Annotated in this window: 10 protein-coding genes; 7 read left to right on the top strand and 3 right to left on the bottom strand. The window is 57.8% G+C overall.

The genetic code is table 11. The annotated features are described in order from the left end of the window. Positions 1-31: 31 nt before the first annotated feature. Entirely contained in the window at positions 32-1258 is a 1227-nt protein-coding gene (locus tag RE6C_RS10055) for a lysophospholipid acyltransferase family protein (protein ID WP_008656241.1), read from the bottom strand. Next, on the bottom strand, positions 1255-2754 hold the full coding sequence (locus RE6C_RS10050; RefSeq protein WP_236618079.1) for a serine/threonine protein kinase: 1500 nt from the start codon (positions 2752-2754) through the stop codon (positions 1255-1257). Before RE6C_RS10050 ends, RE6C_RS10055 begins: the two co-directional genes overlap by 4 nt. A gap of 294 nt (positions 2755-3048) precedes the next feature. On the opposite strand from RE6C_RS10050, the gene RE6C_RS10045 reads away from it, so the two are divergent. Together RE6C_RS10045 and RE6C_RS10040 are read left to right on the top strand one after the other, a co-directional pair. Continuing rightward, positions 3049-3858: a TIGR04282 family arsenosugar biosynthesis glycosyltransferase gene (locus RE6C_RS10045; protein WP_008656238.1), complete on the top strand. Its 810-nt coding sequence runs from the start codon at positions 3049-3051 to the stop codon at positions 3856-3858. Position 3859: 1 nt separating this feature from the next. Further along, positions 3860-5074: an NAD(P)/FAD-dependent oxidoreductase gene (locus RE6C_RS10040; RefSeq protein WP_008656236.1), complete on the top strand. Its 1215-nt coding sequence runs from the start codon at positions 3860-3862 to the stop codon at positions 5072-5074. 25 nt (positions 5075-5099) lie between these two features. On the opposite strand, the gene RE6C_RS10035 is transcribed toward RE6C_RS10040, so the two are convergent. Then, entirely contained in the window at positions 5100-6782 is a 1683-nt protein-coding gene (locus RE6C_RS10035; protein ID WP_008656234.1) for an FAD-dependent oxidoreductase, read from the bottom strand. 85 nt (positions 6783-6867) lie between these two features. Between RE6C_RS10035 and RE6C_RS10030 the strand changes: the two genes are divergently transcribed. The 5 genes from RE6C_RS10030 (at position 6868) to RE6C_RS10010 (ending at position 17103) form a co-directional block, all read left to right on the top strand. Continuing rightward, a complete protein-coding gene (locus RE6C_RS10030; protein WP_008656233.1) occupies positions 6868-7215 on the top strand; it encodes an ArsR/SmtB family transcription factor in 348 nt (115 codons plus the stop codon). 148 nt (positions 7216-7363) lie between these two features. Next, the gene (locus RE6C_RS10025) at positions 7364-8959 is read left to right on the top strand and encodes an aldehyde dehydrogenase (NADP(+)) (protein ID WP_008656231.1); all 1596 of its coding nucleotides are present in this window, start codon (positions 7364-7366) and stop codon (positions 8957-8959) included. A gap of 290 nt (positions 8960-9249) precedes the next feature. After that, a complete protein-coding gene (locus RE6C_RS10020) occupies positions 9250-9450 on the top strand; it encodes a hypothetical protein (protein ID WP_039961736.1) in 201 nt (66 codons plus the stop codon). Continuing rightward, positions 9447-10724: a DUF1559 domain-containing protein gene (locus RE6C_RS10015; RefSeq protein WP_008656229.1), complete on the top strand. Its 1278-nt coding sequence runs from the start codon at positions 9447-9449 to the stop codon at positions 10722-10724. The genes RE6C_RS10020 and RE6C_RS10015 overlap by 4 nt, the downstream gene beginning before the upstream one ends. A gap of 184 nt (positions 10725-10908) precedes the next feature. Continuing rightward, complete coding sequence (locus RE6C_RS10010; RefSeq protein ID WP_008656228.1) at positions 10909-17103, top strand: hypothetical protein; 6195 nt, start codon at positions 10909-10911, stop codon at positions 17101-17103. Positions 17104-17185 lie beyond the last annotated feature (82 nt).

The raw sequence follows: 17185 nt of genomic DNA, 5'->3' as shown, positions 1-17185 counted from the left end.
CGTTTTGGCGTGAGATGAGTTGAAGTGCGACTCAGGCCAATAATTTGGCCTCTTGGGACAACGATGTCACCATTGTATGCAGTTGTTCCCGCAATTGGCAAAGCACCGGATCCGCTTCACCGCGTGGTGGACGACCGACCGGAACTGGAATGGCTTCTCCGACATCGATGACAACCTTCATCGGAAGAGACTCCTTCGCCTTGCCAAAAATCGCTTCTTGGATGCGTTGAATCGTTTCCACAATGCGAGTGTCAGTGATTTGCCCCGGTGACAAGTATTCATCGGGAAACGAAAGGAGAAACTGTGCCAGGTCCGCGCGTTCCGCGTCGCGACGAAAAGTCGCAGGGTCACGATCCGCATCATCGGTCGCAAAGTAAGTGGCGGACACCGCGGAGCGAATCTTACGCACCCGTTCCCGCACATCCTCGGTGGGCTTCGCCTCCAAGCTATACCGTTCTTCCGCCTGCACAAGCAACTGCTCAATCAGCCGATCTCGTCGAGGACTGAGTTCGCCCGAAGACGCGTGCCCGGTGAATTCGATCTCCTTGAGTGCCAAATAGGCCTGCGAAACTCGCAGCAATCGCTCGATCAGTTTCTCGATCGATCCCGCTTCTGAGGCCGGTTGCCAACTCAGAGTTCGCTCGAGTTCGGCCAGTTGCACGTGAGCCCACTCGTGAGCGTCTTCCAGACACAGGTACTTCAATCCAACCGGATGAATGACAACCTGCCCCTTCTCTTGCTTGGCTCGTTTCTTCGCAGCGGATCGAGCGATGAACGAAACGCCGTCGAGCAACGGTTTCAGAATGTCGTTGGTTCGATTGGTCGTACCTTCGGGGAACAACACCAAAGGTCGTTCACCACTGACCAAGATATCGATCGCTGTTTCCAATGCCTTGCGATCGTTGCCTTCGCGAAAGACGCTGAAGGCACCCATCCGACGAAGTGCAAACTGCTCAAACTTGTTCGTGTTGAACAAATGCCAAGACGCCATCGCGTACAGATGCGTGCGAACCTGACGAGCCAACCACCCCAGCACGATTGGATCAGCGTAGCGGCAGTGGTTGGGCGCGAGAATGATCCCGTGACCGGCATTCAACGATTCAGCGAACCGTTCAGCATTGCGACACTCGCCACCAAGAACAGCCTCCTTCGTCCGAAGGTGCCAATCGATCAAGCGAAAGCTTTGAATCGCGGTGGGCCAAAGATTTCCGCGATAGGGCGGGACAAATTCGTAGGGCCGATCAAGAACTACAGTCAAGACGTCACTTTCGCGAGAAAATATCCCAGTGCCAATGCGGCGACGAAAAGCGAAGTCACCACGGTGCCCAACAAGACCGGATCGATGCCCTTGCTCCGGTTATCAGCGATTTGCGTGCGATTATCTGAAGGCTTGCCGCGATCGATTCCCGAGCCAACCCCACGCCGACTTCCTGAACTGGGAGCCCGCGCCGTCGGTCCCTTGTACCCTGACTCGACTTCCAAATCGAGGAAACTTCCCTCCAACATGTCGGCGGGTGTTCCCATCGAACCGACCTTCACCAACCGACCGCTCTCGCTGGCCGCTTGGTTCTGCTCTCGGATGAGCTTCGAACGACTGCTCGCCAGCGTGTCGTCGTTTTTGTTCGTCAGAGTGTCTTGATTGGACTGCGTGACCATCGATCCCGAGCTGCTGTCGAAATCCATTGAAGACAAACTGCTGTCTTCGTCCGGGCCTTCGCCCAGTCCGACTCGAACCGCTTCGCCCTTGGGTACCGCGGCAGCGAATTTTTCCAGAACCTCGGCCACGTCGGTGGCGTTTTGATAGCGATACCGAGGATCCTTTTGGATCATCTTCACCACGATGCCTTCGAGTTCGCCGGGGCATTCCGGTCGCAGTTCCCGGATCGCCTTCGGCATTTCGTTTTGATGCTTCGCGATCCGCTGGGCGAGCGTGCCTTCTGCAAACGGAGGACGACCGGTCAACAAGAAATACAACGTGCACCCAAGACCGTATATGTCGACTCGGTGGTCGACCGTGTGACTGTTCAGGGCTTGCTCGGGCGCCAAGTAGTCGGCCGTGCCGAGAACGTTTTCGTTGTTGGCGACGGTCAATGATTCGTCGTCGCCCGTTTTCGAAACCAACGCCAATCCCATGTCCAGCAACCGCACCCGGCCATCGCTATCAATCAACAAATTGGCTGGTTTCACATCTCGATGCACCACGCCGCGATTGTGAGCGTGAGCCAATCCGCGAGCGGCTTGAGAGATGAGTTCGGCGGCGGTTGAAAAATCCAGCGGTCCGTCTCGCCGGACCAACACCTGCAAATCCACCCCGTCGACGTACTCCATCACGATGTAGTGAACGTCGCCGTCATTGTCGATGTCGTGCGCCAACACAATGTTCGGGTGGTTCAGCGATGCGATCGCTTTCGCTTCCAGTTTGAAGCGGGCCAGATAGGAGGCATCGTTGACGCGTTTCTTCGGCAACACCTTGATCGCGCGTTTGTCGCCCAATCCGATGTGCTCGGCCAGATAGACGCTGCTCATCCCGCCCGAACCGATGTGACCGAGCAGTTTGTATTTGCCCAGGAAGAAACCCTTGTACTTCCCGGTGAACAACTTGTCGATGTGCCAATCCGTCAGCAGGCCGGCTTTCTTGTAGGCCAACGCAAGCTTCTTCGAACTGGCCGGCAAATTCCCTTCACACTTCTCTCGGACCTTTTTCAGGAACCGTTCCTGCGTGGCTTCGTCGACCAAGTTGCTACGTGCAACCATCTCGACAAATCGTTCCGATGTGATCGAAGCCATGGCGTGTGGAAAGAAATCCCGCTAGAAGACAAGTCCGTTGCTGAACATCTCGGTGGAAGAGACGCCTTTCAAAGGAAGTGAGCGAAGTGGCGAAGGTATCCCCCGCTCGATCGCTCGCTCAATTAAGTTTAACCAAAACTTCGCGTTCGACAGAACGAAAATGCTGGATTGCCGAACGCCAAGGGCGGAATTGTAAACGAATCCGACATCGCTGAGTGGTCGCACCCGTGGCCGTTTCCTGACTCCGTCGAATCATTTTTCATGCCCAACTCGTCGAAGACTCCGCTTCGCCCACTCACAACTTCCGACTCGTCGATCCGCAAGCTCGGCGTGATGGCCAAAGTCGCGATCGAAGGCAGGGTCAAAACACGCCTCGGCAACACCATTGGTTTCGACAAATCAGCCCAAATTCACCAGCGATTCCTCGATCATCTGTTCAAGGTGTTCCAAGATTGGGGCGATGAGCGGCACTGGGTCGTCTCCCCCATCGAATCCATTTCGCCGACCACACCCAAACCAACCTCCGATTGGCAAATCATTGACCAAGGTGGAGGAAATTTGGGCGATCGCATGCGGCGATGGTTCGCCCACCACGCTTGCAGCCGCCCTGCCCTGCCCCGCAGCCATGCGATTCTGATCGGCGCTGATTGCCCTCTGCTGAGCCCCGCAGAAATGGATCACGCCGATCGACTCTTTCGCGATTGCGACCTGGTACTGGGGCCCGCGTCGGATGGTGGCTACTACCTGATCGGACTATCTGTGTCCAACAATTTGCCGAACGAAAACAATCCCCCGGACCGGGCAGCACCCCCGTCCCGCACGATTTTGGACGCCCTGTGGAACGACATCCCCTGGAGCACGGACGAAGTTTTCGAACGTACGGTGGCCGCGGCGGAATCGATTGGTCTGCGGATCGGCAGGCTTCCGATGCGTTCGGATGTCGACACGGAAGAGGATCTGACTGCCCTCCTTCATCAAATCGAACATCCAGCCGACAATACGGAGGTGTCCTCCGATCACATTGAACTCGCTCGAGACATTCGCCGCATCCTATCTCAACCAATGATCTGAATTGTCCGCCCCTGCATCTTCCACCAGCGACCGCGTCAGCCAGCCTCACCAAGAGTCCACCGGCACGCTGGTTGTGGGCGGGGGAGCAATCGGACTTTCCATCGCTTGGGAATTGGTTCGCCGAGGCGAAAAGGTAACGGTGATAGACCGCGGCCCAATCGCCCACGGAACGTCTTGGGCGGCGGCCGGGATCCTACCGCCCGCCAACTTTGATCGAGCGACCGACCCGATCGATCGCCTTCGCGGATTCAGTCACACGCTGTGGCCTTTGTGGTGCAAACAGCTTTTGGATCAAACCGGCATCGACCCCGGACTGATTCGATGCGGCGGCTATTACTTGGCCGAAACGGCTGGAGAAGCGTCCGCCCTGACCGGCATGATGTCGTACTGGGACGACCTCGCCGTGGAATGCCAACGCATCGAATTGACGGAGTTGCTTCGTCGGCAACCTCGACTGACAGAATGGTCGCAAACCAATCCTTGGATTCAGTCGCATCCAGACAGCGCCGCTTGGTGGACCCCCGATGAATATCAAATCCGCCCGTCTCGATTGCTGACGGCTCTAGCCACAGCGTGTCAAAGCCAAGGCGTGCAGCTCCTGCCGCATACGACGATCCTCGAACTTTCATCCGACAACTCCGGTTGCACCGCGAGGACTTTGACTCGGGATGCGGTTGAGCACTCCTTGCGCAGCGAGCGGACGATCCTTTGCGGGGGCGCGGCAATCGGCGGCATTTGCCCCGAGGTCCGACTGGAATCTTCCGTCATTCCAATTCGCGGGCAGATTCTGTTGCTGCACAGCGACACGTTCACCGACCCAATCGTTCTCAACGTTGGCAACCGTTACTTGGTTGCTCGCGGCGATGGAAACGTCTTGGTCGGATCTTGCGAAGAAGAAGTCGGCTTCGAACAAGGCACCACCGACGATGTCATTCAAGGCCTCCGAAGCTTTGCAAATCGTGTTTGCCCAGAACTGAAATCGGCAACAGTCGCGTCGCAGTGGTCAGGCCACCGCCCAATGACATTCGATGGGTTCCCGATGATCGGACGAGTGCCCGATCAAAGAAACCTGTTCGTCGCCGGTGGTCACTACCGCAGCGGAATCCATTTGGCTTCCGGAACCGCTGTTGCGATGGCCGATGTCATCGAAGGAAAACAATCGTTCATGGAAATGTCTGACTTCTCGGTCGGCAAACAGCAAACCGCTTTACGCTGATCTGTTTCGCACTGAGTCGGTCGGCTCACTCAAAACAACGATTGCGAACCGTTGCACCGCCGGAAAGGTTTTGAACTTCAAATCCGTTCTGACGCAAAATCCGAGCGGCGATGTGCCCGCGAACACCAACGGCACAACTGACAACAGTGGGCTTCGCACGATCCAGTTCACCTAGTCGCTCTCGTAGCTCATCGACCGGAATGTGAATCGCCCCCGATGATTCGCGAAGGGGAGCCTTCTCAATCTCGCCCGCCCCGCGAACGTCGACGATCTGAACGTCGTCCAACGAATCTTCCGAATCGCGAAACGACTCGACTTCGTCCAGTGCATTGCACGCGGCAAACGCGGCCATGTGAACCGGATCCTTGGCCGAACCAAATGGCGGTGCGTAGGCCAGATCCAATCCAGCCAGATCGCGAACTGTGCCACCAAAGTGCATTGCGGTAGCGATCACATCGATGCGTTTGTCGATGCCTTCGCCGCCAACGCACTGAGCTCCTAAAACCTTGCCGGTGCCAGGTTCGAAGGTCAGCTTCAGCGTCATCACCTCCGCACCGGGGAAGTACCCCGCGTGATGCTTCGCGACGATTGTCACGCTGGTAGCATCCTTTCCAAACCGCTTCGCGGAGGCTCTCGTCAAACCAGTCATGCCAACCGAAACGTCGAACACTCGTACGACACTGGTTCCCCAAACTGGCGTCGCAGCAGCCGAATGCCCTGTCACAGCATGCTCACCCGCCAGACGGCCTGATCGGTTGGCCGGGCCAGCCAACGGAACTCGCATAGGCGTTCCCGTCGGACCGTACACGGGCTCGGATGCATCGCCGACCGCGTAGATATTGGAATCGCTGGTGCGAGAAAACTCGTCGATGGAGATTCCGCCCGTGTTTCCGATCTCCAAACCAGCTTCCGTTGCCAACCCCGAATTGGGCCGAACACCGATCCCCAAAATCACCAAGTCAGTCGACAATTCTGTACCGTCACTCAATCGAACCGATGTCGCCAAATCACCATCCAGCTGGATGGATTCCAACCCGACACCTAAGTAAACACCAACATTGTTTCGGCGCAGTGAATCATCGATCGGGCGAGCCATTTCGTGATCGAGCAATGGCAGGACTTGGTCACGCAGTTCAACCAGATCGACCGCCACGCCGCGACGGCGCAATTGCTCGACCATTTCCAATCCGATGTAACCGGCACCGACCACCACCGCTCGGCGAACCAATCCGGAGTCCACGCGGGCCTTGATCCGGTCCATGTCGACCAAGTTGCGCAAGGTCAGCACATTACTGGCATCGACGCCCGGCAGATCGGGAACAATTGGTGAAGCTCCCGGTGCCAAGATCAGCTTGTCGTATGACTGCTCATACGTTTTGTCTTGTTCCGAGGTCGCACCTTGCCGAACGACGGTCACACATCGCTTGTCACGATCGATTGAAACGACCTCCTCCCGAGTTCTCACATCCAACCGAAACCGTCGCCGAAGAAAATCAGCCGAAGCCACCACCAAGGCGTCACGATTTTCGATTTCTTCCCCGATGTGGTAGGGCAGACCACAATTGGCAAAGGAAACATCCTCGTCCTTTTCGAACAGAATAATCTCGGCTTGTTCGTTCATACGCCGGGCACGAGTGGCCGCCGAAGCACCTCCCGCAACACCGCCGACGATGACCAAGCGAAAGGGTGCATTGTGTTCCACCGACATTTGACTTTCCTTTTCAGTCGTTACCTCGTAACATCACGACACATAAATATCGATTCCCCCTCTTCAGTGCAACTGCTCCTTCGCAATGGCCTCTTCAAAACCTCGCACCAGCAAACGCGCTCCGGAAGAACCCACCAAACCGACCGGCGACGTGCAATCGTTCTCCGAGGCTGCGGAGTGCCTGAAAACGCTGGCCCACCCGGTTCGGCTACGGATTGTGCAATTGCTTTTGCACAGTCGGTACACGGTCGGAGAAATCGCCGTGGATTGCGAAATCGCGGATAACCTGGCTTCCGAGCACCTTCGTTTGTTGCAGCGGTGCGGTTTTCTGGACAGCGAACGAGAAGGACGCCGGGTTTACTACCAGGTGGTCGAGCCGCACCTGACCCAATTGATGGCGTGCATCGAATCGAGATTTTTGCCGGGCGAATGACTCCGGACGAATAACCTTGCCGAGGAATCCCGCGCAACAACTGGGGCGTGACCGCTTGAGGCATCTGGGAGAATGATTGACGATACAGGTCGAACTCAATGGAGTTCCTTCGCGTCCGTCACACCTCGTCGCAGAAAGATTGCCTGCTATGTCCATCGCTTCTCCCGCCACGCACCCTGTCTTGATCGCTGGAACTTGGCGTGAAGCCAACGCCGAGTCCACCTTCCAAGCCACGGATCCCAATCGCAACGAAAAACTCGACGCCGCGTTTCCTGTGAGCAGCTGGAAAGATTGCGACGAAGCACTCGACGCTGCCGTGGAAGCCGCCACTGAACTTCGCAAGCTCGGCCCGGCCAAAATCGCCGACTTCATGGAAGCGTACGCGGACAAGATCGATGCCGCGAAAGATCAATTGGTCGAAACCGCCTTTGCAGAAACCGGATTGGCTCGTTCACCACGTTTGGCCGATGTCGAGTTGCCTCGAACCAGCAATCAATTGCGTGCGGCTGCCAAAGCATGCCGGACCGGCAACTGGGCCATGCCAACCATCGACACTCAAACGGGCATCCGTTCTTGCCTGGGACCACTGGGACCTGTGTGCGTGTTCGGCCCCAACAACTTCCCGTTCGCATTCGGCAGCGTTTCCGGTGGCGACTTCGCCGCGGCCATCGCAGCCGGCAACCCGGTGATCGGCAAAGCCAACAGCTCACACCCTGACACCACACGTCTGTTTGCAGAATTGGCTCTCGAAGCCCTCACCGAGACCGGCCTGCCCACCGCAACCGTGCAGTTGATTTACCGAACCAGCCACGCGGATGGCGAGAAACTGGTTTCCGATCCGCGCGTGGGAGCAACCGGCTACACAGGCAGTCGCGGCGCCGGACTGACGCTGAAAGCCGCCGCAGACAAAGCTGGCAAGCCAATCTACTTGGAACTGTCCAGCGTCAATCCCGTGGTCATCACTCCCGCCGCACTGGAAGAACGCGGCGATGCGATCGTTGATGAATTCATCACCAGTGTCCTGATGGGAACCGGACAATTCTGCACGAATCCCGGCATGGTGATGCTCGTCAAAGGCGAAGCAACCGACAAGTTCATCGCCGCGGTGAAGGAACGCTTCACGGCCGCACCGGCCGGAACATTGTTGTCTCCCGCCGTAGCGTCTTCGCTCGGCAAAAGCATCGAACAATTGGTCGGATTTGGTGCCGAACTGCTCGCCGGCGGTGGCGAAGCGGAGTCAGACCGATGTGCGATGGCCAACACATTGCTCAAAACCAGTGGCACTGACTTCCTCAGCAATCCAGAAGGTTTCCAAACCGAAGCCTTCGGAAACGCATCCTTGATCGTGGTGGCCGACAATCTGGATCAGCTCTGTAAATCCATCCGTCATTTGGAAGGCAACCTGACCGGCTGCGTCTACACTCCGACCAATGGCGACGACGAAGACGCGTACTCACAAATTGCGTTTGAGTTGGAACCCAAAGTGGGTCGAATGCTGAACGACAAAATGCCAACCGGAGTCGCCGTGAGTGCCGCGATGAACCACGGTGGTCCTTATCCCGCGACCGGCCACCCCGGCTTCACCGCAGTGGGAGTACCCGGATCGTTAATCCGATTTGGCAAGCTGACCAGTTTCGACAACGTCCGAGAATCTCGCCTTCCCGCTTTACTGCAATCGACTCCACCAACCACTGACACATGGCGTCTGGTGGACGGAGAATGGACAAAAGACGCGATTTCTTAACAAAGAGAGCGAATTCTCTGGGCTGATTCTCGAGATTTCTCAAAAAAAACCTCAAAAGAGTCAGTGCTTAAGAACCCGCCCTTCGATCTCGTTTCCGGAAACATGCTGACAGTTGAGATTGCCAGCATCGATCGGTTCCATCGATTTTAGCGATGGGGGCCTCAACCCCATCGCATTTGATATTTGGCGCCCTGAAAAAAGTGCCTATGGTCATTGCAGTGGCTGAGTAAGAGAACGGCGGAGCATTCAAACTCTTGCCGGCCATTTGGTTTATCACCTTATAGGACCAAATGATGACTGCACGACTTGGCCTCGTGGGCAAATGGATGACCGCCGGCCTGCTTCTATCGGCACTGACCGGATGCGGCGCTCCTCAACCAAAGATCCTTCCACTTGCATCCACGGATGAGGAGCAAGCGTCCATCGAAGCAACCATGGGACGAGCCAACACAGCGGTGACTCAGTTGCCAGGTGAATGTGACTTCAAATGAACACAACATCACCTCAAAGCTTTTTATTGCCCGTTGGCCAAACCTCTCAAGGTGTCATCATGTTCGCTTCCGCTCCAGTGACTGAGCACGCGCATTCGCGACGCTCCTCAAAACGCGTCAACCGACACGCATTCTCGTTGGTCGAACTGGTGGTCGTGATGGCAATCCTCGCCGCCTTGGCCGGATTGCTGCTGCCGGCCGTCCAGGCTGCTCGTGAAGCAACCCGGCGGATGAACTGCAATAACAACTTCAAAATGCTGGGGTTGGCACTTCACAACTACCACGCCGCCTACAACAACTTTCCTTATAGCCGGATCGTCAACGACACGAATTGGCGTGGCTATGGTCCGGTCGTCGGCTTACTTCCGTTCATGGAACAACAAGCCGCTTGGGAGATGATCTCTCATCCTCATACCAGCGAAAGCGGCAACCAATATGTCGCATTCGGTGGTTTCCCGTGGACGGCAGACTACACGCCCAACCGCATTCAAATCCCCACACTTCGTTGCCCTTCCGATCCAGCAGAAAACAAAACGATCGGTCGTTTGAACTATGGATTCTGCTACGGCGACGCGGCTCGCTACATTTCCTTCTATTGGTTTCATCCCGACCAAAATCGTTCCGACCCCGCCTACAACTGGCTGGGTGATGAGGCCGTCGATCGTGGCATGTTCACTTGGAATAAAAGAAAGAGATTCCGTGACTGCAAGGACGGGACCAGCCAAACGATGCTGATGGGCGAGATGGCAACCTTCCTGGACGACCGCTCGATCATTGGCACCGCCGCGGTGTTCGACGACCGACAATTTCAAACCGACCTTCAACAGTGTGCGAGCACTTATGATCCTGAACGTCCTCAGTTCTATAAGCCTGAACTAGAACTGATCGGCTTTGGCAGCTTTGCCGGTCAATCCAACAGAGGACGTTGGTGGACGGATCCAATCGCGTGTAACACCGCGGTCAACACGATCTTTGCCCCCAATAGTGTCAGTTGCACCTATAGCACCGGTCCAGGCTCGGATTGGTACGGTGGCATCTACAGTGTCACCAGCCGCCACCCGGGCGGAGCTCACATCCTGATGACCGATGGTTCGATCAAATTTGTGACCGACTCGATCGATGCGGCAACCAAAGGTGTGGACTCCAACACAACGGTCACCCGCTATGCCCCGGGCCCGGTTCACCCAGCCGGCTCAGAAAGCCCCTTCGGTATCTGGGGAGCCTTGGGCACGTCCAACTCTCAAGAAACGAGAGCAAACGAAGTCGAACTCTGAACGACGGAGCGGCCGATCCGGCGGTCGCCCAGCAATTCTTTCAGGAAATCTCTCAGCATAAAAATCAAGCGAACCCGAAGCATTTCCCCTCTCGCGGTCTCTAGTGGGGAATCCTTTGGCCTAGATTGGTCGGTCCCGACCATGGCCAATTTGGTCCTTCGCTTGTTTTTTCCCCGCGGTTTCCATGATGGAAGTGCTGTTTTTCATTGCGATCGGGTGGCTGATCATCACCATGGTCGGGCATCTGACCTGGGTCGTGGCCGCGACGATTTTTCGGCTGTTCTTCAATCCTAAAACGCTCTACCCGCCGGCCCCTCCACCTCAGACCAAGCCGGACAACTGGTCGAGATCAACGTCCCAGCGTCCTGAGGGATCTCAAACTCACGGAAGCTCGAACAGCACCGACGAGCCACCCTCCGCAGCAAACGACCTGGCCGCATTTTCGCGAATGCTGGATGCGCTGACCGCCACCGACCAAGTCGATCCCCAGACCGCCGACCGATTGAAAGCGTCCGCCCAGAATTTGGCAATGAAGCCGGAAACGCCAGCACCCGAGCCAATTGCCGAACCGACGCTACCCGCCGCGGATACACCTCAAACCGCAATCGCGCCCGCCGCTCTCGCCGAAGCACAGCCAACCGAAGTTGCCCCGCCCATTGCGGAGCCAGTCTTTGCGGAACCCGTCGTCGCAGAAGCGGTCACCGCCGAAGTCGTCTACGATCCTCCGGTCCCAAGCACGCCCAAGCGAGCGCTGTCGGAAGTCATCACTTCGTTCCTGGCACGCAACAACATTCGCTGGGGCGAACTGGTCGCTGGATTGCTGGTCGTGGTCTGCTCGATCGGCTTGGTCGTCAGTCTTTGGAACACGTTGACGTCGGCCCACCGTGTCGTGCCGTCGCTGATTTTCATGTCGGCCGACGCGGCAATTTTCGCGGCAGGCCTGTACACAGTTCGGCGATGGAAACTGCGACACACCAGCCGCGCGGTTTTGATCATTGCGACGCTGCTCGTTCCCTTGTGCGTGCTAGCGGGAATGGCCGCGGCAGGCGCGGGACTGGATTCAGTCACGCTCTCCGATCCCGCGACGCTGGGCACGATCGTGGCTGGATTGGCCGGTTGCGGCTGGCTGCTGCTTCAATCCTCTCGCAGCTTGGTGGGTCGCGCCGATGCGTTGCCGATGACGGCCAGCGTCATTGCACCGACGCTGGCATTGCCGTTGCTTCCCACCGCCGCACGCCTGCTTGGTTCCAACGCTGGGTTTGCGGTTTTGGTTCCCGCGATCTGTGTCGCCGCAGCGATTCTTTGGCCGCAACGTCAACGGCGCACACGCCTGAATTCACGTGAACAGACTGGTTCAATTGGCGGTCGAAGGCATTGGAAGAACCGCTGGCTGTCGCTCGGCATCGCCGCCTCGTCGATGGCCAGCGTCCTTGTCTACGCCGCGTTTTTGTTCAGCAACTTCGAGAACCAATTCGCAGTGCAGACGGCTTGGATACAAATCGCGATTGCATCAATTCCGTTTTGGATCGCGATTGCTTCGAGTTGCCACAACGACTCGATGAAGCTTCGCCGCCCAGCCGATTCTTCGTCGGGCAAACGTGGTTGGATGGCGAATTCGAATTTGATCGCGACCGTCCTGACGCTGCTTTCGATGGGTGCCGTCTTGGCGATCCTGCCCGCGTCGCTTCGCAGGTTGGATTGGATGTGGATGCATGCGATCGTGGCCGCGGCATCATGGCTCGCGGCCAGCATCGCACTGCGGCAACCTTCTCGCGTGGTCGGTGCGACCTTGCCGCTGGGGATCGCCACGATGCTGTCGTCTCCCGTTTGGATGGGCGACATTACCTGGGGCGACCTGCCGCTGTGGCGATTGATCTTGGGTGGCGAACCGATGGTCACGTCGCTTGGCATTGCCGCGTTGCTCGGTGGAGTCGGCTTCGCCCTGAGCCAAATCGCGAAAGACAAATCTTGGGCTCGCGAATTGGTCGCGTCGAGCTGGTCCGCCGCCTGTTTGTGGGGCGGACTCGCATTCGTCCAAGCACTGGTGCTCAGCTTTGCCCCGGCAACTTGGATGGGCCAAGTTCCGCCGATGCTGGTCGATGTGGTGCTCGGTGTTTCGGCACTCGGATGCATCCTCGGATCCTTCAAAGATTCGCGAGCCTCGCTGGCAACACCGGTGATCTTGGTTGCGTTCTGGACTTCCGTGCTGGGACTGCTGACCTGGACGGACGGTCAGCCTCACGCCGATTTCACGCTGACGCCTTGGATTGGACTGGCGGTCACGGTGTCGCTGATGGTTGCCGCCGCTCTTGCGAAAGTCTTGCTTCACCGTCAATCAAACTCCGGCGAAAAAGTCAGCCTCCTCCTGCGGTTCAACTTGCTCTCGCGAAACGCGGAACAGTCAATGCGACGTCACGCTTCATCGGCGGGAGTGATGGCTTGCTTGTCAGCCGCGGCCTTGGGTGGGGTCGCTTTGTTTTCGCTCTCACCCAGTGGTCTCGAAGCGCCCGGTTGGTGGTCCGCCAGCGGTCAACTTTGGCTGCTTGTCGCGTCGCTATTCGGTGTCGCGATTTTGTTGCGAGCACGCGGTTGGCTGCAAACTTCGATGGGCCTGTCAGCGATCACGGTCGCGACCACGCTCACCGCCTGCTTGGGCGTGACGGTTTGGCATTCGGAATCTTGGCTGGGCGGAATTGCGACTTGGTGGGTCGCGGCAATTTTCGCGTCGACTTCGACGTTGTGGATGCTCGTCCGAACCACCATGCCACTGCGAACATGGTTCCCGAGCAACAAACTTCAAACCGCTCATCTGAACTGGGCCCAAATGCCAGACGGCCTGTTCGCGATGTTGGCAACGGGCACCATCGTCTTCACCGTCGCTCGCCAGTACGCCGCAATCGTGGCGGGGCCATTGGAAGCGATCGCCCAGTGGTCCACCAATGACTGGATCGCTGCCGCCGACTTCGCTTGGTTCGAATCAGCCGCGTGCTTGGGATTGGTCGCCGGCACGTCGGCGTTGTTCGTTCTTTCGCGAAGCCACACTGAAGACTCGCACTGGTCAAAAGACGGCTGGCAAGATTGGTTCTTGGGCTTGCTCGGTGCGGCCAGTTTGTATCTGGCGAGCCAGCTTGGATTGGCATGGACCGGCACCGCTGCATCGTGCTTGGTCGTCACAACAACGCTTGCCTGTGCGTTCTTGTTTGCGTGGAAGTTCCGTTCCCAAATCGCGACTCAGCCATGGCTCGCCTTCCTGTCACCGAGCCCATCGGAACGACTTGCCATCCACTCGATGATCGCAGGTTTGGTGGCCGCGGGGTCATTGATTTTGCTCGGGACGGACTGGCTGGCACCGCTGTCGAACAACCAATCCCCGGATCGGTTCAGCACCCTCGCGGTGACGGCATGGTGGATCATCGCTTCGGTCGGATTGCTGTGGTCCAAAGCGGACTCTGCTCGTGAAGCAAAATCCAACGCACTGCTTTCCAGCGTTTTGCTTCCTGCGGCAGTTGGCATTGCCACCCCGGCGATCGCGACGCGAGTTCCTTTCGTGAACCAGCCCTTGGTATGGGTCCAGATGTCGGTGTTTGGGTCGCTCGCCTGGTGGCTGCTCCAGCAGTTGATCAGCAAGACATCGGGCTCACCTGACAACACCTCGTTACGCTTCACGGCAGGAGCCCACCTTTCGCGGGCTTGGATCCTGGTCGTTGGCTTGGTGTGCAGCGTTGTCGCTGGCTCCATCGCTTATTCGTCGACGGGAACGATGCTGCAGTCTCCGTTTTCATTGTGGACGTTGCCCATCGGCGGGTTGGTGTCGCTGATCGCCGTCGCGGTGGCGATGCGAAGCTATGTCACTCCGGCTCGCGATGCATGGCCTTTCGCGATCAGCCTGCTGTCCGGACACGCGACGGTTCTGGTTGTTTGGATGCAGTGGATTCATCCCGATTCGGCCCTGACCATGCTGGGCAGCATCTGGCTCGCCGCATCGATCGGCTCGGCAGTGGTGCACTGGATACGAAACATCCCGCTGCACGCGTGGCACATGACACTGCTGACATTCGCATTGGCTTGGGTCGGCTTGTTCGACAACGACACCGCACCTTGGGCACTGTCATCGCTCGCCGTCGCCGGCCTTTCGGTCGCGGGGATTTCATGCACTCGGTTCGGGCGAACGATCTCAAGCAGCGACCTCCCCGAAACCAGTGACGAACCGGAAACCGACACCACCCACCCACGACGTTCCACTTGGCAAACGATCGGTTCGGTCAATTCTCTGGCCGGATGGAACTGGCGATTTGTTCTGCCACGATTGCTGGGATGGACAACCGTTGGAGTCGGCGGGTTCTTGCTTTGGAACACCGCTTTGGATCCGATCGTTGCGGTGTCCAAGTTTGACCCGACCTCGATTTGGCTGGCTTGGATGGCCCTGTGGGTGATCGTTTGGCGAAGCGTGAGAAGCGATCGCTCGGCTCCACTGGCCGACATCGAAACCGCTTGTGCGATGATTCCCATCGCCGCGCTGGGTTGGATGGAGTCACATTTCGCGCTGCCCAACTCCGCCTTTGCCGGTTCCGGTTGGATTGGCGTGACCAGCGGCACGTTGACATTGGCTTCGCTTGGATTGGTCACCGCGTCGGCTTGGCTGCGTCCGAGTGGGCGAACGGTTTGGTTTGTCAGCCTCGTGCTTTCGTGCATCGGGGCCAGCGAAGTCGCTTTGTGGATCGGATCGCAGGCCGGACTGACAACCAACCAAGGTTTCGCGGTGACTCACTTGGTCGTGTCGGCCGTCTTGGTGGCCTGGACGTTTGGTTCATCGCTGCTTGGACAAGCTCGCCTGCAATTGGCGGGCTCGCTCGAACAAGTGACGCTGATTTGGGTTGGCCTCAGTTCATTGCTGGCATGCTGGTTGGTCGTGGATCACATCGACGAACCGTGGCCGCGTGTTTGCATCCTTGCCACCGGTGCGCTCGCGTGGGTGTTCTTCGAATTGTCGGAACGAAACCTCGCCAACAATCCCACCACCACTGCCAGACGCCGCCACATCACCGTCGGCATCGTGCTTTGGTCGGTCGCGTTGATGGCGGTGCTGACCGGATTGCCACTGAAGCACCCTGCCCTGATCGCGGTGATGCGATTGTTGGTGGCAAACGTTTTGATGGTCGCGGTGCTGCTGCTGGCGATTCCCAAACTACTCAAGGGTCCGTTCCTGGATCGTTGGAAGGAAGCGCTGACGCGTGGCGGGCTGATTTCGGGCGTCGCCGCCATTGGTTCACTGGTCGTGATGTTGGCGTTGGAAACTGCGGTTCGCAAACCGGTGATCGGCATTCCCGGCATCAGCATGCCTGTCGTGATCGCAGTCGCAATCACGCTGGGCGGACTGGCCGCGATGGCAGGTGTCTTGGCGGTTTTGACTGGCCCCAATTCGCGACTGCCAAACGCGATCCGAAACGTGCAGCTCACCGACTCGCAGCGGAAATGGTTGCTGTACATCGCTCAAGGAGTTGCCGCGACGACTTGGTTGCACTTATTCCTCTGCCGAACTGGAATCGCGTTTTTGGGACTGCGACAAGTTTGGCCGTACGTTGTGATGGTGATCGCGTTCGCCAGCGTTGGCTTGACTCAGTGGGCGATACGCCGGGGCGATAAAGTGCTGGCCGATGTGATGCGTCGCACGTCCATGTTCTTGCCGATGATTCCCGTCGTCGGTTTCTGGCTGAGCGGTTCGTACGCGGTGGTGACACAATCGGAAGCTTGGTCGTGGACGTTTTTCCGAGGCACGACTTCCTACCAAGGTTTGCTGCTGGTCGGTGCGATCTACTACGGGATGATGTCGCTGTTATGGAAGAACGGTCTGCCACGAATTGCGACGGTGGTGCTGGCCAATGCCGCGTTGTGGGTGACGCTGACTCAGGTTCCCGGTTGGGACTTCATCACGCACCCGCAAGCCTGGCTGATTCCGCCGGCGGTTTGTGTGTTGTTGATCGCTCACTTGCAACGCGATCGCTTGGACCCGGCCATGGGATCGGCGATTCGTTACGCATGCACCTTGATGATCTACCTCAGCAGCACGGCTGACATGCTGCTGTCAGAAATCGGCCGCTCGCTGTGGGGACCAGTGATTCTGGTGCTGCTTGCGTTGGCGGGGATGGCACTCGGCGTCGTTCTGCGAGTCAAACCGTTCCTCTACCTGGGCACCATCTTTGTGTTCCTCGGTGTGACCAGCATGGTCTGGCATTCGACTCAAGCGATCGATGCCGTTTGGCCGTGGTGGGCGTTTGGAATCACGACCGGGCTGCTTCTGCTGACCGGGCTGGCGATGATCGAGAAGCACCGCCCGCGGCTGAACCAATGGGCGAACCAACTGGCGAGCTGGGAAAGTTAGTCCAATCAGGCAAAACAGGTCTCTCGTCGCGGGAGCCAAGTTCGCTAGACTGAGCGGCGAACTTGGCTCAAACACGGAGGAT

Source organism: Rhodopirellula europaea 6C (assembly GCF_000338295.1).
GTDB lineage: Bacteria > Planctomycetota > Planctomycetia > Pirellulales > Pirellulaceae > Rhodopirellula > Rhodopirellula europaea.
Note: the sequence above shows the minus strand (reverse complement) of the source record. Positions and strands in the feature narration are given on the sequence as shown.